General features: G+C 66.3%; 15 protein-coding genes and 1 pseudogene. 8 read left to right on the top strand and 8 right to left on the bottom strand.

Annotated features, from left to right (window positions below; all coding sequences use genetic code 11):
- Positions 1 to 178: 178 nt before the first annotated feature.
- Positions 179 to 5,857, top strand: coding sequence for a LamG-like jellyroll fold domain-containing protein (locus ACFY9V_RS00550; protein WP_391158322.1), 5,679 nt, complete (start codon positions 179 to 181; stop codon positions 5,855 to 5,857).
- 123 nt (positions 5,858 to 5,980) lie between these two features.
- Positions 5,981 to 6,847 carry a LysM peptidoglycan-binding domain-containing protein gene (locus ACFY9V_RS00555; RefSeq protein WP_391158324.1) on the top strand — a complete coding sequence of 289 codons (867 nt, stop codon included), beginning with the start codon at positions 5,981 to 5,983 and terminating at the stop codon, positions 6,845 to 6,847.
- Between the two features lie 283 nt (positions 6,848 to 7,130).
- On the opposite strand, the gene ACFY9V_RS00560 is transcribed toward ACFY9V_RS00555, so the two are convergent.
- Complete coding sequence (locus tag ACFY9V_RS00560) at positions 7,131 to 7,496, bottom strand: hypothetical protein (RefSeq protein WP_391158326.1); 366 nt, start codon at positions 7,494 to 7,496, stop codon at positions 7,131 to 7,133.
- Positions 7,493 to 8,707 carry a Shedu anti-phage system protein SduA domain-containing protein gene (locus ACFY9V_RS00565; RefSeq protein ID WP_391158328.1) on the bottom strand — a complete coding sequence of 405 codons (1,215 nt, stop codon included), beginning with the start codon at positions 8,705 to 8,707 and terminating at the stop codon, positions 7,493 to 7,495. Before ACFY9V_RS00565 ends, ACFY9V_RS00560 begins: the two co-directional genes overlap by 4 nt.
- A 796-nt stretch (positions 8,708 to 9,503) precedes the next feature.
- On the opposite strand from ACFY9V_RS00565, the gene ACFY9V_RS00570 reads away from it, so the two are divergent.
- The 3 genes from ACFY9V_RS00570 (at position 9,504) to ACFY9V_RS00580 (ending at position 11,181) form a co-directional block, all read left to right on the top strand.
- On the top strand, positions 9,504 to 9,773 hold the full coding sequence (locus ACFY9V_RS00570; RefSeq protein WP_391158330.1) for a prevent-host-death protein: 270 nt from the start codon (positions 9,504 to 9,506) through the stop codon (positions 9,771 to 9,773).
- Positions 9,763 to 10,221 (top strand): PIN domain-containing protein, encoded by a 459-nt coding sequence (locus ACFY9V_RS00575; RefSeq protein ID WP_391158331.1) that lies wholly within the window; start codon positions 9,763 to 9,765, stop codon positions 10,219 to 10,221. Before ACFY9V_RS00570 ends, ACFY9V_RS00575 begins: the two co-directional genes overlap by 11 nt.
- A 420-nt stretch (positions 10,222 to 10,641) precedes the next feature.
- Complete coding sequence (locus ACFY9V_RS00580; protein WP_391158332.1) at positions 10,642 to 11,181, top strand: hypothetical protein; 540 nt, start codon at positions 10,642 to 10,644, stop codon at positions 11,179 to 11,181.
- A gap of 309 nt (positions 11,182 to 11,490) precedes the next feature.
- On the opposite strand, the gene ACFY9V_RS00585 is transcribed toward ACFY9V_RS00580, so the two are convergent.
- On the bottom strand, positions 11,491 to 12,192 hold the full coding sequence (locus tag ACFY9V_RS00585; RefSeq protein ID WP_391158334.1) for a cyclic nucleotide-binding domain-containing protein: 702 nt from the start codon (positions 12,190 to 12,192) through the stop codon (positions 11,491 to 11,493).
- A 480-nt stretch (positions 12,193 to 12,672) separates the two neighbouring features.
- Between ACFY9V_RS00585 and ACFY9V_RS00590 the strand changes: the two genes are divergently transcribed.
- Complete coding sequence (locus ACFY9V_RS00590; RefSeq protein ID WP_391158336.1) at positions 12,673 to 13,125, top strand: hypothetical protein; 453 nt, start codon at positions 12,673 to 12,675, stop codon at positions 13,123 to 13,125.
- 120 nt (positions 13,126 to 13,245) lie between these two features.
- Here ACFY9V_RS00590 and ACFY9V_RS00595 read toward each other — a convergent pair whose 3' ends face one another.
- Together ACFY9V_RS00595 and ACFY9V_RS00600 are read right to left on the bottom strand one after the other, a co-directional pair.
- Positions 13,246 to 13,698, bottom strand: a complete 453-nt coding sequence (locus ACFY9V_RS00595) for an ATP-binding protein (RefSeq protein WP_391158337.1) — start codon at positions 13,696 to 13,698, stop codon at positions 13,246 to 13,248.
- Positions 13,699 to 14,338: 640 nt separating this feature from the next.
- Positions 14,339 to 17,365: a BTAD domain-containing putative transcriptional regulator gene (locus ACFY9V_RS00600; protein ID WP_391158338.1), complete on the bottom strand. Its 3,027-nt coding sequence runs from the start codon at positions 17,363 to 17,365 to the stop codon at positions 14,339 to 14,341.
- Between the two features lie 268 nt (positions 17,366 to 17,633).
- Between ACFY9V_RS00600 and ACFY9V_RS00605 the strand changes: the two genes are divergently transcribed.
- Positions 17,634 to 17,948, top strand: coding sequence for a hypothetical protein (locus ACFY9V_RS00605; protein WP_391158340.1), 315 nt, complete (start codon positions 17,634 to 17,636; stop codon positions 17,946 to 17,948).
- A gap of 770 nt (positions 17,949 to 18,718) precedes the next feature.
- Here the strand turns inward: ACFY9V_RS00605 and ACFY9V_RS00610 are convergent.
- Positions 18,719 to 18,935: pseudogene (locus ACFY9V_RS00610) on the bottom strand (flavoprotein); the annotation flags it as partial.
- Positions 18,936 to 19,069: 134 nt separating this feature from the next.
- Positions 19,070 to 20,584 carry a cryptochrome/photolyase family protein gene (locus ACFY9V_RS00615; protein WP_391158342.1) on the bottom strand — a complete coding sequence of 505 codons (1,515 nt, stop codon included), beginning with the start codon at positions 20,582 to 20,584 and terminating at the stop codon, positions 19,070 to 19,072.
- A gap of 587 nt (positions 20,585 to 21,171) precedes the next feature.
- Here ACFY9V_RS00615 and ACFY9V_RS00620 point away from each other — a divergent pair.
- Positions 21,172 to 22,380: a spore photoproduct lyase family protein gene (locus ACFY9V_RS00620; RefSeq protein ID WP_391159531.1), complete on the top strand. Its 1,209-nt coding sequence runs from the start codon at positions 21,172 to 21,174 to the stop codon at positions 22,378 to 22,380.
- Here ACFY9V_RS00620 and ACFY9V_RS00625 read toward each other — a convergent pair.
- Positions 22,357 to 22,881 carry a hypothetical protein gene (locus ACFY9V_RS00625; RefSeq protein WP_391158344.1) on the bottom strand — a complete coding sequence of 175 codons (525 nt, stop codon included), beginning with the start codon at positions 22,879 to 22,881 and terminating at the stop codon, positions 22,357 to 22,359. The genes ACFY9V_RS00620 and ACFY9V_RS00625 overlap by 24 nt on opposite strands.
- Positions 22,882 to 23,005 lie beyond the last annotated feature (124 nt).

Below are 23,005 nucleotides of genomic sequence, written 5' to 3' on the forward strand. Positions count from 1 at the left end.
CGGGCGGAACTGGCCGCTCCGCACGAGAATGGCTCTGGCCTGCGAACTCTCGCTCTCCTAGCGTCGGATCGGCCGGATCCACCGGCCTTCTCGACAGGGAGAGCCCGTGATGCGCACGCACCACACACCCGCCCCCAGGGGTGGGACCAGTCGGTCAGTGCGACCGAGGACTGCCGTCGTGGCGGCGCTCGTGCTGCTCGCCTCGGCGGCCGCGGCGGCGCCGGCCTTCGCCGTACCGCCCCGGCAGCCGGACGGATCACACCCCTCGGGTCCCGGGCACTCCGCTCCTGTCACCGCGGACCACGCGGCCGGCCCCGAGGTGCCGCGGCTCGCGGACGGCTACGGTCCCAACGCCGCGCAGCAGAAGGCGATGCAGGCCGCCGCGGCCACCGCGAAGGCGACCGGCAGACCTACCGTCGTCAGCGCGCTCACCGCTCCCGACCAGCAGCTCACCGCGCTTCCGGGCGGCGGCTTCCAACTGGACGCCAATCCCCTGCCGGTGCGCACCGAGAAGAACGGCGCCTGGGTCCCGGTCGACACCACGCTCCAGGCACACGACGGGAGTTGGGTCCCGACGGCGACCGCGTACGGCTCGGTCTCCTTCTCCGGCGGCGGCACGAGGGCGCTGGTCAGGAGCAGCTACGACGGGGTCACCATGACCGTACGGTGGCCGAAGGCACTCCCGAAGCCGGTCGTGCGCGGCAGCACGGCGACCTATCCCGAGGTGTTCCCCTCGGTCGACCTCCAGGTGGGTGCCACCGAAAGCGGCGGATTCAGCGACACTCTGGTCGTCAAGTCGGCGTCGGCCGCAGCGAATCCGGCCCTGGCACGGATCCGGCTGAGCACCACGGTGGCCGGCGGCGGCATCCGGCGGACGAAGGACGGGCTCGGCATACGCAGCAGCAAGGGCGACGAGATCCTCACCGCCGCCACCGCGCTGATGTGGGACTCCAACAAGAAGCTCCCGGCGCGGCAGCACACGACGACCCGTACCGCGGCGGACCCCTCGGACGCCGCCCACGCCGGTCTCGCGGCCCGAGTGGCCCTCGTCGGCACCGCGGCCACCTCGTCGGCGATCACTCTCTCGCCCGACCGGCGGCTACTGAGAGCGCCCTCGACGGTCTTCCCCGTCTACATCGACCCGACGTTCAACTGGCACCCGGCCACGGGCGGCACGCCCGCGTTCGACGAGGTCAAGCAAGGCTGCCCGGGCGTCTCCTTCTACAACAAGACGACGCAGCTCGCCGACAGCGGAAACCTCGGCGTCGGATACAACGGGTGGCAGGAGGGCGACTGCCACACGGGTGACGAGCACGCCGTCTACCAGTGGAAACTGCCCTCCACGCTGTTCGGCGCGGACATCGGCAGCGCGACGGTGGAGGCCACCGAGGTCTACAGCGCGGCCTGCTCGGGCACGTACGCGGTCGATCTGCACTGGTCGGGCGGCATCGGCTCGGGCACCGACTGGAGCAACCGGCCCAAGTACAACAGCTATTCGACCGCGGTGGACTTCAGCCGGTCGTACAACCCGGATCTGTGCCCCGGCAACGACACGGTGAGTCACGGTTTCAACGTCCTCACCCCGATCAAGGCCGACGCCTCGGCGCACGCGACATCGTTCACCGCCACCCTCAGCGAGGACGGGCCGGAGAAGTCGCACAACGACCTCGGCTTCTCCCGCTTCGGGCACAATCCCAGCCTCCAGATCGACTACAACAACCGTCCGTCGGTACCGACCACCGCGACCATGGCGGCCGTCTCCGGCAGTCACGACGCGGCGTGCGACACCACCGCCCCGTACCCCGTCATGGGCAAGACCCTGGCCAGCACGCCACCGGTCCTGGAGGCCAAGGTGTCGGACAAGGACGGCGACAAGCTCCGGGCGACTTTCCAGTACTGGGTCGACGGCAGCACCGCGACCAAACCCACCGGCCTGAGCAACGACAATCTGGCGAGCGGTACGTACGCGAAATTCTCCCTGCCCGCGAGCTTCATCTCCGCCCTCACCGACGGCAAGACCGTCGACTGGCAGGTCGAGGTCACCGACGGCAAGGACTCCACCACCTTCGCCCAGTCTCCCACCTGCCACTTCACCGCCGAACCCACCGCCCCCGACGCTCCGGACGTCACCTCGGAGAACGATCTGTTCCCCAATACCGATCAGGACGGCGGCGCCGGTGCGCCGGCCGGCACCGCGGGGAAGTTCGACGTGGCCACCTCCGGCGGCAGCAGCGCGACCAAGTTCGTGTGGTCGGTGGACGTCCCGCCGGCAACGAGCAACCCCCCGGCCGCGCGGACCGTGACCGCCACCGCCAATGCCGCGACCCTCACGGTCACTCCCTACTCCCCCGGGCCGCACACCCTGTGGGTATACGCCGTTGACGCGGCCGGTGACGAATCCGGCACCACGGGATACCCGTTCCTCGCCGTCGGTGACCCCGGCAGCACCTGCGCCAGCCTGACCGCGTGCTTCAACAACACCGGCATCAGCTCCGACAGCAACACCGCGCAGGCCGACATCGACGGGAGCGGCGACAGTTTCTCGGCCACGGACCTGGCGAACGCCGGCTGGGCCAGCGGCGGAAAAGTCACGGTCGACGGCGCCACCTTCACACTTCCGGCCTTCGGCGCCGGGCAGAAGGACAACGTCCTCGCAGCCAATCAGACCGTCTCGTTCAGCGGATCCGGCAGCGCGCTGGAATTCCTCACCACCGCGACCGACTCCCAGCTCGCCACTCCCGGAGCGATCGACGGCGATCAGACGGCGCCCTACGTGCCCGCGGGCCGGACGGTCTCCGGCTCGTACTGCTTCGACGGCGCCGATCCGCAAGGCGCATGCGCGGCCGCCGGTTCGGTCAACTACACCGACGGCACGACGTCCAGGTACTACCTGACCGTCCCCAACTGGTGGGACATGAGCGGGTCGTTGCCGGTGGTCTCGCTGCCGCACCGTAACGACGCCACCGGCACGCACGCCGGGGCCCACGGGCTGTTCGCGTTCTCGGTACCCAGCGACCCGGCCAAAACCATCGCCTCCGTGACCCTGCCGGACGTCGGCAATCACATCGGCTTCCAGAATCAAGCCCTGCACATCTTCGGCATGACCACCCGTAACACCACCGCCGGCACCCCCGAGGCCAACGGCACCTACAAGGCCCCGGCCACGGGACAGTCGTGGACCGGCGCCTGGGCCAACCCCAACGAGAACAACTCCAACCTGCTCAGCGGTTCGGTGAATTACAGCAACCAGACGTTCCGAACGGCCCTTCAGCCCTCGATCTCGGGCGGCACCGTACGCGTCAAGCTCGACAACGGCGAGGGCACGAGCAAGCTGAGCATCGGCCATGCCACCGTCGCACTCAGCTCGAACGCCACCGCGTTCACCCCGGTGCCCTCGGGCACCCCGACCTCCCTCACCTTCGGCGGCGCCCAGTCCGTGACCGTGCCGGTCGGCGGCATGGTGTACAGCGACCCGATCAACTTCGCCGTCACCGCCGGGCATTACCTGCTGCTCTCGTACCACCTCACCAACTCGGTGCCCTACGTGGTGACGCATTCGTACGCCAACGGTTCGTACTCCTATGTGAGCGCCGTGGGCTCGGGGGACCTCACCACGAGCACCAGCGCAACTCCCTTCACAACGACCGCCGCGGCCTACGGAAACTTCACCCAACTCGTCACCGGACTCGATGTCCAGACAGCGGGCGTGCCGACCGAGGCGGTGCTGGGTGACCATCTGGTGGACCCGTTCCAGCCCAACACCACACCACCGAATTCCAACGGCTCCCGGGTGTCGGACGCCCTCGCCGCGACCGAGCCTACGACCGCCGCTCCCTTCGGCGTACTGGCCGAAGGCATCGAGTCGAACCAGCTCATGACCGACAACCCCGAGACGTACCAGGGCAGTCCGATTGGCGGACCGTCCGCGCTGTCGCGGATCGACCGCGACGTCCTGGACCAGCCGGGCATCAACACCGTCGTCGTCGACGAAGGACTCGAAGACCTCCTCGGCGGCAGCACCACCAGCACCGATCTGGAGACCAACGGATACACCGCCCTCGTGCAGCAGTTGCAGGCATGGGGGATCGATGTCGTCCTCACGTCCCTGACGCCCTGCCAGGGATACAACGGGGACGGGGCGACCACCAACGACCCCTGCACCTCGACCGTCGACGACAACCGCACGGACGTCAACGCGTTCCTCGGCGGATTGAACCTGGGCAACCCGTGGGCCACCCCGGCGACGTACTTCGCGGACCTGGATTCCGCGGTCGCGGTGCCCGGCGCGTACCACGGCGAGGAGCGGCTGGCGCCCTTCGCGGACAGCGGCGATCACGTCAACCTGAGCCTGCGGGCCTACGGCTCCGTCGCTAATGCCCTGCTGACACCGCAGGACACCTGGGCGATGGACGACGGCAACGGCATGCCGGTGGTGACGGACACCGCGGCCACCGACACGGCGCAGACGCCTGGCACGGTCCTGAACCCCAATACCGGCAACGCCACGCTCACCCTCTCCGCGACCGGCGCCACCTGGGGCGACGACGCGCTGCGCGGCACTGTACTGAACCTCGACGGAACCGACGGCACCGCTTCGAGCGCCTCACCCGTGCTGGACACCAGCCGCAGCTTCAGCGTCTCGGCCTGGGTCAGACCCAGCTCGCTGCCCACGCACAACATGACCATCGCCGCCCAGGAGGGAAGCCGGAACAGCGCCTTCTACCTTCAGTACAACTACTCCCACACCAGCGCGCCCACCTGGGCCTTCGCCACCACCAGCGCGGACGTGAGCGGTCCCACCTTCAGCTACGCGTACGCCACCGGCCCGTCGGCGAATCTGTGGACCCACCTCGTCGGCGTGTACAACGCGGCCACGAAGACGACCCAGCTCTACGTCAATGGCGCCCTCGCCGGGTCGGCCGGCGGCGTGACGGCGTGGAACGCACCCGACGCCTTCACCGTCGGCCGGGGCCTGTACAACGGCAGCCCGACCGACCTCCTGTCCGGCTCCGTCAGCGGCGTCCAGGCCTACGACTACGCCCTCACCGGCAACCAGGCCGGAGCCCTGTACCAGCAGGGCGCCGCTGGCGGCGGTCCCTACACCTTCGCCGACACCGTGGACTTCAACGGCGACGGCACCTCGGACCTGGTGGCCGAGACGCCGTCGGGCGATCTGTGGATGTACCCCGGCGACGGCACGCACAGCCCCGACACCGCCAACGGCACCCTTGTCGGCTGGGGCTTCTCCGGCTACACCGTGGCCGGCATCGCGGACTTCAACGGCGACGGCTACGCCGACATCGTGGCGAAGGACGCCTCGGGGACTCTCTGGCTGTACCCCGGTGACGCCAACCACGACACCGCCACCGCACGTGTCCAACTCGGCACCGGCTGGACCAATTACGTCTTCGCCGGAGTCCGGGACTGGAACGGTGACGGGCACCCGGACGTCATCGCCGAGGACGGCAGCGGAAACCTCTGGAACTACCCCGGCAGCGGCGCCGTCAACGGCACCAGCACGCTGGGCACCCGCGTCCAGATCGGCACCAGCATGAGCACCTACACCCTGGAGGGACTTGCCGACTGGGACAAGGACGGGCACATGGACATGCTCGCCATGGACTCGACCGGAATCCTCTGGCTCTACCCCGGCGACACCGCCCACGACACCGCGACCGCCCGTGTCCAACTCGGCACCGGCTGGACCAGCTTCCTCGTCGCGGGCCTCGCCGACGTCACCGGCGACGGCAATCCCGACATCGTCACCCGCGGTCCCGGGAACATCCTGTGGGCCTACCCAGGGAAGGGCACCCGGGCGGCATACGGAGCCCGCGTCGAACTCGGGCTGAGCTGGTGACGGCTTCGCCTCGTCCTGCCCCTCATTACTCCGTCATTCGACCGGCAAAGGAAAGCCACTTCGATGAACGCCTCTTCCGGGCGCCACGCAAAGCCACGGACCCCCGTAGCACGCCGCGCCTCCGTGACCGCCGCGCTAAGTGCCGCCGCCGCGGTCTCGGCGGTCGCCGCATCCAACAGCGCGCAGGCTGCGACCACCGCGCCGGGTAGGACCCCGGTCACCTCGTACACCGTCGTGTCCGGCGACACCCTGTCAGGCATCGCCGTCAAGGAGCACGTGCCCGGAGGCTGGACCAAACTCGCCGCCGCCAGCCACATCGCGTCTCCCTACACCATCCGCCCGGGCCAACACCTCACCCTGCCCGCCGGGTCCTACGTCACCACGCCCAGCCCCTTCCCCGTTCCCGTCACCGTCGGCAACGCCACTCAGGTGATCACCGTCAAGGCATCCGGCTCCCACGCCACGGTCACGCTCTGGCAGAAGACCAGCAAGGGCTGGCAGAAGCAGACATCCACCACAGGCGCCCGGATCGGCTCGCACGGCATCACTAACGGAGCGACCCGTAAGCAGGGCACCGACACCACTCCCACCGGCACCTACACCATCACGCGCGGCTTCGGCATCGGTGCCAACCCCGGTACGGAGATGCCCTACCACCACGTCACCGCGCACGACTGGTGGGTCGAGGACCCCACCTCCGCGTACTACAACCAGATGCGCACCGACACCCAGGGCGGCTTCCACCTCACCGAGGCCAGCGACGACGGCAGCGAGCACCTCGTCAACTACCCGACCCAGTACCACAACGCCCTGGTCATCAACTTCAACACCAGCCCGGCCGTCAAGGGCCGCGGTGCCGGCATCTTCCTCCACGACCTCGGCCCCCAAGCCGGACCCACCGGCGGCTGCGTCGCCGTACCCGCCGCCTTCCTCACCCAGGTCATGAAGTGGATCGACCCCGCCGACCACCCGGTGATCGCCATCGGCTGACCCCGCACCGGGCACCACGCCCACCCACGGTGGCCCGCCCCCGAGCGAGCGGGCCACCGCACCACGTCCGCACCGCATCGAGCGGTACGCCAAGGACAGCCACGGTCACCCGCGGCGCGGTCCCGGTTGACGCTCACCCACCCCACGCAGCACTGACCAGCACGGACGTCGGCACAGCCCCCGTGTGATTCCCAAGCTCAGAGCGCGGGTTCGATTCCCGTCATCCGCTCCATAAAGAGGACACAGGTCGTGGACCGGGGTCTTTGTTGTGTCCAGATCTTTTTCAGACACGGTGCGGACGCAGATGGCGAGAGGCAGCAAGGCAGGAGGAAAGCCATGTCGCCTCCTCGCGAGTTATGATCAGGTCATCGACTGTGATCAGCTCTTCCATCAAGCCACCGACGATCGTTCCTTCCGCTACGCCGCCAATTCGTATCGAATAGTCACTAACACGAAACATCTCCCAGTCAGAGTCACTGTGCCAGAGCCGAGCGTTCTTCGCACCTCGCTGCTGAGCAAAGACGAGCTGCTCTCCGTGCTCGTTCATAAAATACCCGACGTAGTCCTTATCGCTGATCTCTCCGCCGCACAGGAGGGCAAGATAAGACGCGATCGATGTAGAAGAAGTTGTAGAAGAAATTTCACTCATCCTGTGACTTCCTTAGTCTCGTCACGGACATGCGACACCGACGAGAGCGCCAGCATCCGGGCTGCCGAATCGAGCAGCGTCTCGTATGTGACCACTTCTATGCGTGCCGCATGGGTGTTGTATGTGCGCAGGGTCTCCGCGACCTCTTGAGGTGTGACGCTTCCTGTCACGTACCGCGGATGCCCGATCACGACGGTCGCAGACGCTCGGCGTGTGTCGACGCCGTAATCTCTGAGCACCATTGCGCGGTTCTCGTCCATGGCACGGAGATAGTTCTGCGCCTGGGAAACCGCGTGATGGGCTGAGGCACCCAACATGAGGTGGCCGCTGCGCCGGATGACCAAGTCTCTGACGTGCGCGCGTTTTAGCTCCACAACATGTAGCGATCCGTCATGACGCAGAAGTGGAATGTCGAGAATGGTATCCGGCGTGTACTGACGACGCGCCAACTCGGCCACGAAGGCACCCCCGAAGATCCACTCCTGGTTCTTCAACCGGGTATGAAGTGCGCTCTCGGAGCTGTTCGGGTCATCCACTGCTGCCCGCAGCGCCTCGAGCCCGGCCCGCCTAGCCTTCAGCTCGAGCAGCTGTGCCAACAGCCCCGCGTCAGCATCCTCCAAGACGTCACTCAAAATCCGCGCGGTCTCGGCGGACGCCGGTGTTGGCAAGTTCCGCAGAAGTATCTCCATGTGCCCCACCTGCTGGAGCCGCCTCACTTCCCGTATGGACAGCTTGACGTCGCCGTCCCCGTTCCCGAGACCCAGGTGGTCGGTGGACTTGGCGATACCTCGGAAGAGGTCACGGGCGTCTGCTGCGGTTGCGTCAGGCTTTTCACCGCATAGGACGTCCAGTGCGGCGACCGCTTGGCCTGCACCCATGGCGACCAGCCTCCGCATGTATTCCTCGCTGCGCTGCCGGGCACTCTCGTCGTAGTAGTTTTCCAGAATCTCGAGGAACAGTTCGCCTCCGGCGTAGGCGGCGAATCGCTGAAAGCGCTGAGCAAGCTCAAAATCTTCATGCAGGATGGCCTCTTGAGCGACATCCTCCAACGCGCTCACCAGGCGCTTTCCCTTGCCGTGTGTCCCGCGGGGATCTCCATTCATGAGGATCAATACCGCATCGACGCGCCGCTGAATGCCCGCGTGCTCAGTGAGGTCGCGTGCCGTCTCAACCATGCGTTGAAGCGTGAAGCCGGATCGGAAGGTTGCCATGCGAGCGACCTTAGGGCCCTGCACTGACAGCCGATCCTGGCGCACGAGGATCCGTAGACGACGGGTCACAGGATGCGGCCGAGGGCGGGACCCTGTGCTCGATCCTTCGCGCAGCCTTGTCTGCATAGTCCGGGGCGATGTCCGTTGCCTGCTGCGTCCGCGCACACCTGCTCCCGGACCCAAGCTCAGAGCGCGTGTTCGATTCCCGTCATCCGCTCCATTACTAAAGCCCCGGGCTTACCGCCTGGGGCCGGGGGGCACGTACCAGAGCTCCGCAATGCGGGCAGCGAGAAAGCTCACTCGGGCTCGCTACCCGGCGCTCTTGTCCCCCGGCCCTCGTTGGCCGGAGGGTCGATGTCAGCCATTACCAGAGGGCGTGAACCAGTTCTCGATGCCCATGAGCACGATCCTCATATGTGCGAGTGCAAGGTCCTCGTCGATTCCATTCGTGGCCGGCTCACAAAGCCATTCGTGGTCCCTGTCCGCGTAGCCCCTGTGGGCGAACACTTCCAGCGACCGAACCTGACCGTCTGCGAAATGCGCAGGGAGGTCTTCGGGCACCGTGAACGCGTCGTCGCGGCCCGTCTGGGCGACTCAGCGATCGGCCTGCACATGGCGGCCACGGCCCTGGCGGTCAAGCATTCGTTCCGAGACGGTCTGCGGTCGCCCTTCACGTGAGACGTTCCCCCGGGGAGACCTTTCCGCCTCCTGCACGAACTCCTGCACGAATGCGCGCCGGAAGAAATACAGGTGCTACTGAGTAGCACCTAATAGCACCGCTCGCTACACTCGGAGCATGGCAGCTCAGCCCGAGATCACCCAGCGCGATCTGCGCAGCCGGTCCAAAGAGATCATGGACGCCGTCCAGGGCGGCCAGTCCTTCACCGTCACCCGCGACGGGCACCAGATCGGGGAACTGGTCCCGCTGCGCCGACGCAGGCGGTTCGTCCCGCGCTCGGAGTTCGCTGCGATGTCCCGCACTGCGTCAGGCGTCTCCCTGGAAGCGTTCCGGGCGGACCAGGACGCCACGGCCGAGCAGGAGACGGACGACCCCTATGCCCGCTGAGTACGCGCAGGGCCTGCTCGACACCAACATCGTCGTTCTGCGCAAATGGCTCGACCCCGCCGAACTCCCCGCCGAAGTCGCCATCAGCGCCATTACCCTGGCCGAGTTGTCCGCGGGACCGCACGAGGTGCGCAGGAACGAGGAGCAGAGCGACTACGACGAGCACGCCGAAAGAGGTCGGCGCCTGGACATCCTGCAACGTGCCGAGAACGAGTTCGACCCCATCCCCTTCGACGCCGACGCGGCGCGGATCTACGGCCGGGTCTGCGCAGCCGTCATCAGCGCCGGCCGCAAACCCCGCCGCCGGGTCGCCGACCTCATGATCGCCGCCATCGCGATCGCCGAAGAACTCCCGCTCTTCACCACCAACCCCGACGACTACAAGGGCCTCGACGGCCTCCTCACCGTCGTCCCCGTCACCCGGCCCACCGTCCTCCACGACCGGTAAGGCTCGGCCTCCGCACCACGCCCAGCGGTACGGCGCGGTTAGCCACGGCCACCTGCGGCACTTGTCGCGTGGGAACTTAAGGCCTGCTCGAGTCGCTGACCAGTATGGACGCTGACAAGACCCCTGTCATTCCCAAGCTCAGAGCGCGGGTTCGATTCCCGTCATCCGCTCTTTAGTAAAGCCCCAGGTCATGGACTTGGGGCTTTTGCTTTTCCGGACCAGCTCGCAGGCGAGGACACAACGGTCCGCTGGCGGTGGGCACCACGGGCCGGCTGGACACGGAAGGTCGAGCCAGCAAACGACGCCGAATGACTGCCGTGATACCAGACGCATATCATCCGGGTCGACGACGGAAAGGATTTCCACCGACACGTCTCCTACTACCGGCTGGCCGTGACCGTTGGGGCCTGGACTCTATGTATGGGATCAGTTCTCGGTTCCAGCCGCGGGCTTCCTAAAACGGGTGGCGCGGAAACGCCCGAGCACATCGATGGGAAAATGCTCACGCTGCACCGGGGGTGGATCCGGCACCACGCCGAGCTCGCGCAACATTTCGATGTCATGCTGATCTTTCGGGCGATTGAGAAGCTGCTTGTAGGCAAGGACATTTTCGATCCGGGCAAAGGGAAGGCCTCGGACGATCTCGGCTCTGTCAATCAACTCTGCGGCCTTCCAGTCGTCCGATACCCATCCTGCGGAGAACTGGATGCGGCCGTCGCAGAACTGCGCGATGCGGGCACGGTTGATCTGGCCTGTGGATCGGACACCGTGCCGCTGGACCCGACACCAGGTCTTGCTTCGGGCAACGATATCGAGGTCATGGATGTTCGCTCGCAGACCTTTCGCCAAGAGGGGCCCGCTGCCAAAGATCACCATGTCGCTCAAGTCCAGGTCGTATTTGTCGACCAAAACAAGAAAATCATGGATGAGGGGATGTTCAAGCAGGTGGACGTTCTGTGAAAGATGAGGCATTTTCAGTCCTGCGTACGATCTTCAGTGCGAATGATGTTGGATCCAGGCCTACGATTGCTTTCGGGACGCTTCTCTGCCTCACCCCAGGCGCGGATGAGCTCCGCTCGCTGATCCGGAGTGGAGTCCTTGACCGCACTGCCGAGTCGGATGGTGTAGGCGCGTTCCCTCACCCAAATGGTCAGCACCCGTGTGATCGCCAATGCGAGGGGAACGCAGGCGGTTGCGACAGTGTAAATCATCACGGTCCCCGGGCTTCAGGCGGCGGCGACGGCGTCGTCATGTGCGTGACCTGGACGCCTAATTGACCTGCTCAAGGCCGTCGGCGATTATGCGCAGCGCCGACAGTTTACGGATTGTAATTTCCCGCCGTCGGTCAGTGCCAATGACGCCCTTGTCCCTGAGCTTTCCGATGGCCTTCTTGACCGATTGGAGCTTTCGCTCCCCGAGCAAGGACGAGATTTCCGCCTGACTCATAGGAACTCGTGAGCTGTCCTCATCATCTTCAGCGAATCTCTCTCCGATGCCGTAGTCAACCAGTTCGGTCAGCTCAATGGCGAGCTGCTGCTCGATCGGGAGTTCTGCTTCGGCGCGCTTGGCATTTGCCCGCTCGGTTCGCTTGTACGCCGCCGCTGACACGGCGATGAGGAGGTTCGGATGGGCGTGAAGGAACTCCAACCACGGCCCCCTCGGCAGGTAGACGGCCCTGACATCGTTGAGCGCGATGATGCTTGCCGACCGTGAGTTTCCGCTGAACACGCCGGCTTCGCCGACGATCGCGCCCTTCCCTCGAATGTCGATGATCCGCCCCGGGTCCCCCTGCACGACCATGACATGGCCTTGCTTGATCAGGAGTGCGTGATCGCTCATCTCATGTTCCTTGAAGAACGGCTCCCGACGGGCGCGGCCAAGCAGGTGCCCTATGGCCTCCATGTCAGCCAAGTCTTTCTCGGAGCAATGATCGTTAAGGTCGTACTCGCTCCAGCGGGTTCCCTTGGACATGTACGAAAGTTTAGTTCGACACCTTCGATGGTGCAAGGGGAACCTCGGTGACGTTCACATGTACCCGCTGCTCCGTAAGCACTCCGGGTATCCGAGCGGCAGCCCGTCGCACGACGACCCTCGGACGTACGAACCTCCACCGCTACGACCGCGACAGGTCGACACGCTCGACTTGATCGTTCTCGCGGCCTCGCCATAAAGGCTGAAGTTGACCTCGGGCCGAAACGTGCTTGCATGCGAGCGCACCGACGCGACACGCAGCAACCACGCCTCGCACGAGTCCGACTGTGTGTGAACGTGCCGCACGATCCAGGCGTGAGCCGACCCCATCAGCTACCCGCACCTTGGTGAATCCGAAGTGGTTCCGCGCTGACTGTTCCGAATGCTCCCGGGCAGTCGGTCAGCAACGCCGCGGTGCGAGCCGGGCATTCCGAGCCGTCGGGGAAACCCGTACACGCTCTCCATCTGGAGGCCACAGCCATGACGGTCCATGCCGCAGTTTCCTCGCCGATGCGCCACCCGCTCGTCCGCCGCCTCTCCGCTCTGAACCTCGATTCTGGTCACTTTGCGATCTTCGGCAGCGGCCCCATGTTGGCACACGGCCTGAAGACGGAGATCGGAGACCTGGACGTGATAGCCCGCGGTCCAGCATGGAACAGAGCCGTAAATCTGGGGCAGCACGGATTATCAAAGATCCGCCGCGATCCCTTTGTATCTTTCTGGGGTGGCCGGATCGAGATATTTCAGAGTTGGGTGACAGATAGCTTCCCAGTTGAGGAACTGATCGACACTGCAGAAATTTTCGATGGCATACGATTTGTTCGTTTACCTCACGTTCTTTCCTACAAACGCCTCCTTGGTCGAAAAAAAGACGCATTCGACGTTGCTGCAATAGAAAGGTATATGAACTATTCTTTCGAGGCCTTGGTGTAATCGATAGAAAGCTTCGGCCCGATTCAGGAACGGCGCTCAGCCACGATCAGTCCGCGTCGACTTCCACCTTGAAAGCGACAAGGCGCCCCGCACAGAAGCAGCCCGCAGGCCAATTACCGATTAGTCCTGCATATCCCGCAGACTCACATACCCATCAACGCCGTCATCGACGACCGCCCACACCAGCTTGCCGACGCCGGCACGCTCGCTCATGCCCCAGCAGCCGCCCGTGATGGAGTCGACCAGCGCGAGGCCGCGTCCGGACTCCTCCTCGGGCGACGGCTCGGGCACCGCCTTCCAGGAGGAGGCGTCCGCGTCATGCACTTCGATCCGTACGCCGCCGGCCAGCCGCTCGTACCGGGCCTCGACAAGTCGGTCGCGAGGCGCCTTCACATGACGCACAGCATTCGTGAAGAGCTCCGAGACCACGATCTCCGCAGAATCGGCAAGCGACGCCAGTTCCCATTCGTCGAGCAGCCGTCGTAATTCATGCCGGGCAGGTCCGACGCATCGGGCTGCGCGCGTCCATCTCCGCAGCGACACGGACGCCTGGCCGTCGTTCTCCGTACGCACGATCGTGGTCTCCCCACCGAGTTGCACCTGACGTGTCCCGGGGAAAACCAAACCGCGCGGCGCTCGGCGTGAACCACCGCGGCGTTCCGCCATCGGGAGTGAGTCCCCGCTTCCGAGCCTCGACGGGCCAGGATTCCTGGAGCTCAGCCCTGAACGAGGTCAGGCCGTGCTCGGCGTCCTTCTCGGTGAAGCTTCCGGTTCGCGCTCGCCACCGTGCGCAGCAGAAGCATGACCGCGCCCAGAAGCGCGAGAGTCGCCCACGACGCCATGTCTCCGCCCCCCAGGAACGTTCCTCTGCCCGCACCGCGCCGACGCGCCACCGCAGACGACTGTCCGTTGCGGGGGTGCTGGGGGGATTTAGCACTTGGCCGGCGTCTTCCACAGCGTGTCGGTCACCTCGTGAGGAGGGATACGCCGCACCGGTGCCGGGGATCTCGAATTTCCCGACGGATTGGATGGATCAGAAGCGAGTCTCCTCGACTCTCCGGATTCCGGCAAAGGGCATGGCCCGTACCCCGCTTGTTGAAGCACTCGGTGCTACGGCTCGGTCGACCACGGGCGCCAACCGCGCCGGCCCGGCGGACTTTTCACTCAGCACACGCCGCTGACCAGCGCGCGCGAAGACAGCACCGTTGCCGGGTCATTTCTTTAATGGTGCCTCGGATTTGAGGCGTGCGATTTCCATGAGAGCCTCGCCTTCTTCGACCGGTAGGTGTGCCCGGCGGGCGAGTTCGAGGGCTTTCTCTGCATGAATGACCGCAGAGGAATAATGACCGAGCAGCCGCTCGGTCATTCCGAGGAAAAGTAGTGACTGTGCCTCTTCGATGACGGCACCGATAGCCCGGGAGAGGTCGAGTGCGTTAGTGTGCGGGCCCAGCGCGGCGTCCGCGTACCCCGCCTCCCGGTACGCTCGTCCCATTTCGTTGAGGCAGATGACCTGATTGCGCAGATCGCCCAGCTCTCGGGACGATTCGAGCGATCGGCGCAACAGCAGCAGACAGTCGTCCAGTTGCTCCGGCATGTCGAGAGCGCTCGCCAGCGTTATATCGATGACCACCAGATCAGATTTGTTAACATTCGGGAGCCTGATCCTCTGCGCTTCCTCCAGCATCTTCCGGGCGGTACTTTTTTCGCCCATCCGTATGTACAGATCTGCCATATTATTGAGCACTCGCCGCTGAAACAGATGATCGCCCATGGCTCGGAATTCGCGTAGTGCCTCCCGCAGGACAATCTGCGCGATCGCGTACCTCCCGAGATACAAGGAAGTGATCCCGAGATTGTTGAGGCACCGTGCGGTCTGTCGGCGGTCGCCCCTGGCTTCACTCAGTGCGAGTACTTTGCGCTGGATTTCCAACGCGGCGTCGGGACGGCCCTGATGCCAGTGGACTGTACCCACTTGTAACAGCGCCTCCAGTTCGGCGTCGATGTCACCCGTCGCCACGGCGATAGTGATTGCGCTGCCGAGCGCGCTCAGAGCCTGCTCGTACTGACCGGAACCGGAGTAGACCGTGCCCAAGTCGATGCAGGCACGAACTTCCGCCGCACGTTCACCGACCTGCTGCCAGTAGCGGACGGCTTGTCGGTGAATACGCTCAGCGTCCAGCCAAAGTCCACCGGCCTGTAAGAACCCCGCCATGACGCAAGCCAGGGCAGCGCCTCGATCCGGCAGCCCGTTTGCATGGGCATACCGCACGGCGCTGATCAGCGCACGTTGTTCGGCCAGCAGCCAGTTTTCGGCCTCGTTCGCGTCACGCCAGGACGGAAGCCGGCCGCGAAAGTCCGCCCGAAGAGCGAGGTCACGCCGTGACCTCTCGGGGTGAATCATCCGGTCGGCTGTGTCAACAGCGGCTGTGTAGAAATCAACCAAGTCACGGAGAGCGGTCTCTCGGACCTCACGCGAGTCTTCTGCTGACTCCAGGCTCAATGAGAACTCAGCGAGAAGGTCATGGTAGCGGTATCGCTCCGGCGCCGGGGCCTGCAGCAAGTGGGCGTCCACCAGGGAATCCATCGCGCGCTCGACACGATTGACCGGAAGACCCATGAGGGCGGCCGCACTGTGTGGTCCGAATTCTGGTATGAGGTGCAGACTGATCCTTCTGAAGACAGAACGCTCCTCGAAAGTCAATGTGGCGTAGGAAACATAAAATGCCATTGCTATTTCACGGTCCGTGTCGTGCAGTTCTTCAATACGTGCGTGTTCCCGCGATAATCGTTCGACCAAGTAGGCGAGACTCCAATTGGGACGCGAATTGAGTCGGCTTGCCGCGATCTCGATCGCAAGAGGAAGGTACCCGCACAAGGAAACTATTTCTGCGACTTCTTGCGAGGCATCAGCACGGTCGTCCTCGATCATCTGCTGGAACAGCGCTATGGCGTCTTGCTCCGGCAGAACCTCCAATACGAGCGGACGCACACCAGGAAGTCCGGACAGACGGCGACGACTAGTGATGAGAAAAACGGAGGGAGAATTGCCGGGCAGCAGTGGCCGTATCTGGTCCGGACCCGAGGCGTCATCAAAGACGACGACCATGCGCCGCCGACTCATCGTCGCACGCCAGAGGGCGGCCAGTTCCTCCACGCTGTCCGGCAGGCTCGTGGGTTGCGTTCCCAGCGCTCGCATCAGCCAGCCCAGAGCTGTCTGCGGCGTCAAGGGCTCCTGGGTCAAGGCGTGGGTGCACAGATCCAGGTGCAGCACGCCGTCGGGATAGCGATCCGCCAGACGCTCGGCAGCGCTCCAGGCCATCAGCGACTTGCCGACACCCGCCATGCCGGATATGGACTGAATCGAAGACACAGCCCCCGAACCGGCCGTGGCCAGCCGGTTCATCAAGCTGTTCATTTCGAGTTCTCGCCCCACGAGCTGTGCGTGTTGGGGGATGAGTTGGGGCACCGCGACCGGGTGTGAGCGCTTTCTGGCAGCAGGGATCAGAGCGCTGACCGGCGCGTGGGACAGGATGAGTTGGTGCGTAGCTGCCAGTTCGGGACCGGGATCGGCTCCAAGTTCGTCGCGTAGTCTGCGGCGCAGGTCCGCGTACAGTCTGAGCGCGTCGGCCTGGAGGCCTCTACCGTGGCTTGCGATCATGAGCTGCCCTATGAGCACCTCGTCTGTCGGTCTCGCGACCACCAGCTCCGTCAGCTCCGCGACAGCATCCGCGAAGTGACCGAGGCGAAGTTCGATGGCGATCCTGGCACTCATGACTTCGATGCGTCTTTCGGACACCGCGCTGCGGACGCTCTCAGCCCATGGACCACTCAATCCGGCCAGCGGCTCGCCGTACCAGAGCGACTCCGCGTGCCGGAAGAGGTCATGTGCCTGGTGATCGTCGTCCTCGGACAGCAAGCGGGCTTGCGAGGCCAGTCGCTGGAAGCGGTGCCAATCAACGCTGTCCGGCGCCGTCTCCAGTGTGTACGTGTGGGAGCGACGCTTAATGTTGGGCGCGGGCCCACCGCCCTCTTGAACAATCTCCGCCATGTGCCGCCGCAGCCGGGCCGTATTGGCGTAAAGGCTGCTGAGAGGGCTGCCAGGCGGGTCGTCGCCCCACATGCGGTGAATCAGGGTGTCGAGCCCGATCGGTCGGCCGACGTTGTGAGCCAGGGCCGCGAGAAGGTGGGCCTCCTTACTGGAGCCGAGGGCCCGGGTGCGATGGCCGCTCGCAATCTCCACGGGTCCCAGAATTCGGCACTCCATCGGCGTCCTCCGCTCCTCGGCCGCGCGCCGACCCCACACCATCAGGAGCATGACATACGGTGATGCGGCATTGACAGAGAGCAAGTGCTCATTGACTGGATTGTTCCCCCGTGGCATACCGACGACCGGCTGCCAAGGGCCTGCGCACTCCTCATCAGTCGTCTGGCGCTCCTCTGTGAGCCCTGGTGCAACAACGCTTACCGTGGCTGTGACCGATCGTCCGCGAGGGCTATAGGGAGATCGTATGGAAACCGAGTTGGCGCAGTTGACATCGTCCGGAGCCACCGTCGTGGTCAAACTGATGGCTCTGGACAGGTGGGCCGTCGACAAGGCCCGGGTGGTTGATCTGCTATGTCACGGACGCCTTCCGGGGGAAGTGGATGACTTAGAGGGCGAACTGGAGCAAGAACGTGGCGAGGTGACTGCGGCACTGCGCAGGGCCGATCCCGCGGTGATCACCGACCTCGAAATGGTCTGGCGCAGCCGACTGGGCCGGCTGCTGCGGGAAACTCCCTCGGCCGCCATCCTGCTGCGCGAACTTGTCCGGGACAGCCCTTAGCAGACGACGGGAGAGCCAGCCGTGTTCCAGCCGGAAATAATGGACCTCTCCGTATCTCCGATGGAATGATGGAAACAGTCTTAAATCTATGTATCGTGGTGCGCCCTGCCGACCTCGGGCTTCTCGTTATCGCAAATCCGCAGGAGGCGTCGGACCGAAGCCATGGACACCGGGCCGAACATGGGCCGGCGCCGCAGGCTGCGCCCGACCCAGTCGTTACAAGATCTTTACCGGGTCCCTTCCGTCATTGAAGCCGAAAGAAAATCGGGGCAAACCTCAACCTTGGCATATGACGATCGACTAGTCAGAGCTCGCATATCCACCAATGCCCACTTTTCTCCTACATCGGCGAACCATTTGCTAGGCCCACGGCACTGGACTAGGAATGACGTAGATCAACTAGTCCGACCGAACAGAGTGGGTACGCACGATGAAGCGATTCAAGCGCATAGCGAGAGTAGTAACTGCCCTCATCGCCATGGCTTGCATCCCATGCGCTATACATTTTTCTGAGCACTCGACCGGCGGGCACGCAGTCGCGAGCGCCGCTGTGTCACGATCTGTCTGAGCTGCCCCGTTCGACATGCCGCCTTCGTGTGAGGGCGTGGTCAGCGTTCGTCACGGGCGGCGACGGCAACCACGAGCCTCAAGGCGCAGGCCGAGGCCCATGTCGTGCGGCCTGTCAACCGGTAACCATCCCTGGCCTGCACCCCGACGGCCGTTGTCGCCCCGTCGGCGCCCGAAAGGTTGTGGCGGACGTCCGCCTAGCTGACCAGGACGCCCATGGCACGCAGCCGCGCCAGACTCTCCCCGTAAGCCGGGTGTGCGGCCATCGCGCTGTTCACATACGGCAATGCCCAGCGCCAGTGTGTCGGCGATCCCGGCCGCGCACTTATTGACCGTGTTGAACGTGGCCGGCGCGACCGCGATAGCGTCGGCCGGAGGCAACGGCCGCACATCACCGGGCTTTCGCCAGCCGACTGGTCGATGAAGCCCAGGCCCAGAGGCGTCTCATCGGCATCACCGCGGCCCTGGCTGTCCGGGGCGGACCTGCCGCACGTGAGGTGTCGGGTCCGTCGAGCCGCCGGAGGGGGCGGAGGAGTCGGAGGGGTCCGGGGGGGTCACGGTGCCTGGGGGCCGCGGGCGGCGGCTTGGTCCAGGAGTTCGGGAAGGTCTTTGAGGCGGTCGAGGCCCTGGACGGCGCGGGCCGTGCGGTGATTGGCGGACAGCCGGGCCCGGTGGCGGTGGAGGAAGGCCCAGTAGCCGGTGCTGTAGGGGCAGGCGTGGTCGCCCACGCGGTCGGTGGGGCGGTAGGCGCACGGCCCGCACAGGTCGCTCATCCTGTGGAGGTACGCGCCGCCGGAGGTGTACGGCTTGGTGGTCATCAGCCCGCCGTCGGCGTACTGCGACATGCCGACGACGTTGGGCAGCATGACCCAGTCGTAGCCGTCGACGAAGCAGCGGTGGAACCAGTCGGTGACGGCCGCCGGATCCCAGCCGTCCTGGAGGGCGCGGCTGCCGAGCACCATGAGCCGGGGGATGTGGTGGGTCCACCCGGTGTCCCGGACCTGGGCGAGGACGGTGGACAGGCAGTTGGCGGTGACGGCGTCGGCGTCCAGTTCGAGGAACCAGTCGGGGAGCGGGGCGTGGTGGCGCAGCGCGTTGCGGTGCCGGTAGTCCTCGCCGAAGTGCCAGTACAGCTGCCATACGTACTCCCGCCAGCCGGCGATCTGCCGGACGAAGCCCTCGACGCTGTTGAGCGGCGCGTCACCCGCGCGGTACGCGGCCTCGGCCCGCTCGACGCACTCGGCCGGGTCGAGGAGCCCGAGGTTGAGCGGTGCGGACAGCAGGCTGTGGCTCATCACCGGATCGGCGGCCAGCATGGCGTCCTCGTACCGTCCGAAGTCCGGCAGCCGGTGCGAGAGAAAGCGGCGCAGCGCCGACAGGGCTTCGCGGCGGGTGGCGGGGAAGAGCCGGGGGCTGTCGCGTCCGACGAAGGACACCTGGCCGTCGCGCTCCCACCGGTCGAGGTCGTGGCGGACCTCGTCGTCGATCTCGTCCTCCTCCGGCCGCGAGGGACCGGCCACCATCAGGGTGTCCCGGCCGCGCGGCGGCGGCTCACGGTTGTCGTGGTCGAGATTCCACCGGCCGCCCGCCGGCCCGTCCCCGTCCATGAGGAGGTCGTGCCGCTCGCGCACCCAGCGGTAGAAGCCCTCCATCCGCAGGCTGCGACCGTCTCGGCGTCCGGCCCACTCCGCGAATTCGGCCCGAGGCACCAGGAAGCCCTTCGCGGGCAGCACGTCCACCCGCTCCAGCGACGTGACCAGGCCCAGCGCGGCGCGCGAGGTGGGGTGGCAGACCGTGAGCCGATCCCTGCCGCCGCCCGGCACCTGGGCCAGCGCCTCCGTATACGTCTCGGCGCGTACGTACGTCACCCGGTCGCCCAGTTCGGCCGCGCGGTGCCGCATCGCGGACAGCACCAGATGCGCCTTGGCGCGGTGGAACCGGCGGCGGCGCAGCACCGAACGGGCCTCGATCATGATCACCGGCGCCTGGGCGTCGGGGCCGCCGTGCCGGGGATCGAGGAAGTGGGGGCCGAGCTGGTCGCCGAACAGCCAGTGCGGTCGCGGTTCCATGGGGGTCTCCTCTCGCGGCGCCCGGGTGCTCCGCGCGGCGGGTCGGTGCTCCACAGGTCGGTGCTCCACGGGTCTGCGCTTCCCGCGGCGGGCCGGTGCTCCACGCCGGACCGACGCCGAGCCGACGGGCGCGGAACCTTCGTACGCCCGGGCCGGTTCCTACGACAGCGAGCTCGGGTCAATGGGGCCGCGCCTACGCACGGGCCGTCCCTTCGGCCGATGCTGCCAGCCTCCGCGCGGGTCCTGCGCGCCGACACTCCGGCGCGACCGGACTCCGGAGGGCCAAGACGTACGCCACCGGGTCGCTCCTCACCGCCCCGCCGGGCTCGGCCCTGACGACCGCCCCTGGACTCGGGCCCGTAGGCTCGGACGTGTCCGTCCGCCGCGATGTCCGCCGCGATGTCCGCCGCGATGTCCGCCGGACGCGCCGCCGACCACATGCGGCGCGGGCACCCGCGCGTACCGTTCGAACGGCCGACGCAGATACGGACACGGATACGGATACGGATACGGATACGGATCAGGCCGAGGGCAGGAGGAGCGCCGTGCCACAGCCCCCGGCCGACTCGTCCCACCACCGGCCGGACCTGCCGGACCGGCCCGATACGGCCGGCCCTCCCGGCGCTCCCGGCGCTCCCGGCGCTCCCGGCCCTCCCGAGCAGCAGACCCTCTTCGGGTGGGAGGACACACCGTCCGCCGCCCCGCCCGACGACGGCGGATTCCGGGACAGCCCGCAGGCCCGACGAGTGCTGGACGTACGGCAGGTGTACGCCGAGCCGGCCGCCCTCGCCTCCCCGCGTGGCCGGCAGATCATGGCGCGGCTCCCCGGCGTCCCCGTCACCGAGGTGGCGGGCCACTGGCGCATCCCCTCCCTGCACGGCAACGAGGGAAACGTCTCCCGCTGGGTGCGCGTCAAGACAGAGACACTCGTCCTGGGCGTGAAGCGCACCCTGGAGACGCGCCCCAACGGCAGATCGGCCGACTGGATCGCCCCCGGCGCCTCCAACGGGTGCGCGATGGCCTGCGCCTACTGCTACGTACCGCGCCGCAAGGGATACTCCAACCCGATCACGCTGTTCACCAACGTCGAGGCGATCATCGCCCACGTCAGGCGGCATGTGCTGACGCAGGGCCCTAAGCGGGAGCCGAACCAGTGCGACGCCCACTCGTGGGTCTACGACATCGGCGAGAACGGCGACTGCTCGGTCGATGCCCTGGTCTGCGACAACACCGCCGACTTCATCGCCGCTTTCCGCGCCCTGCCCACCGCCAAGGCGTCATTCGCCACGAAGTTCGTCAACCCCGACCTCCTGGCGCTGGACCCGCGGGGCCGTACCCGGGTGCGTTTCTCGCTGATGCCCGAACGCGACTCGCGCCTGTTGGACATCCGCACCAGCCCGGTCGCGGAACGCGTCGCCGCGGCCGCGGACTTCCTCGACGCGGGCTACGAGGTCCACTTCAACCTCTCACCGGTCGTACTGCGGCCCGGCTGGCAGCGGGACTGGGCCGATCTGCTCGCCCACCTCGACGATGTCCTGCCCGTCCGGGTGAAGCGGCAGGCTGCCGCCGAGGTCATCCTGCTGACCCACAACCAGCAGTTGCACGAGGTCAACCTCGGCTGGCACCCGCGCGCGGAGGACCTCCTGTGGCAGCCGGCCGCCCAGGAGGTCAAACGCTCGGAGAACGGCGCGCTCAATGTCCGCTACGCGCGCGACGTCAAGCATGGCGCCGTCGTCCGGCTCCGGGAGCTGATCGCGACGCACGCCCCTTGGCTACGGGTCAGATACGCGTTCTGAAGGCCGCCCCCTCCCGGTCGAAGGTCGCTTCGACGGCTGGGGGCGGAAAGCCGCATTCGCGGGCGCTCCATTCGGCGACGGCCGTGGCGGCGGCCTCCCGCTGGTGGTCGGTCGGCATGTAGTCGAGCGTGCCTCTTCGGTGGCCGCGTCGTCGAGGACGTGCAGCCATACGTGATCGGTGACCCGGCGTGCGTGAGCGCGACGCATTTCCAGCGGCCAGGGCTCACCCGTGCCGCGCAGCCGCGCCGCGCCGTCGAGTCCCTGAACACGCTCGGTCTGGCCGACCGGTCGATGACTGCCGGGCAGGGCGTCCCAGGTCGTGACGGCGACCGTGCCGTCGCCGTAGCCGTCCCCATCGCCGTAGCCGGAGCCGTGGCCGTAGCCGTAGCCGTAGCCGGTGGAGACGATCTGCTCGGCCAGTCGCGTACCGTCCCAGACGAAGTCCGTCCTGCTGACGACCGTGCCGTCCTCGCCGATCCCGAGCTTCGCCGTACGGCGCATGACCGGCGCGGCGGTCGGCCAGGACGAGGAGCAGTCCGCTCCGAGGAGCAGTCCGCTCCTTTGATAAGCGCCAGGTCGAGGAGCTGGGGCCATCCGCGCTGAATCCGTCGCGGCGGGCGGCGAT

It is taken from the genome of Streptomyces sp. NPDC008317 (assembly GCF_042955955.1).
Lineage (GTDB): Bacteria > Actinomycetota > Actinomycetes > Streptomycetales > Streptomycetaceae > Actinacidiphila.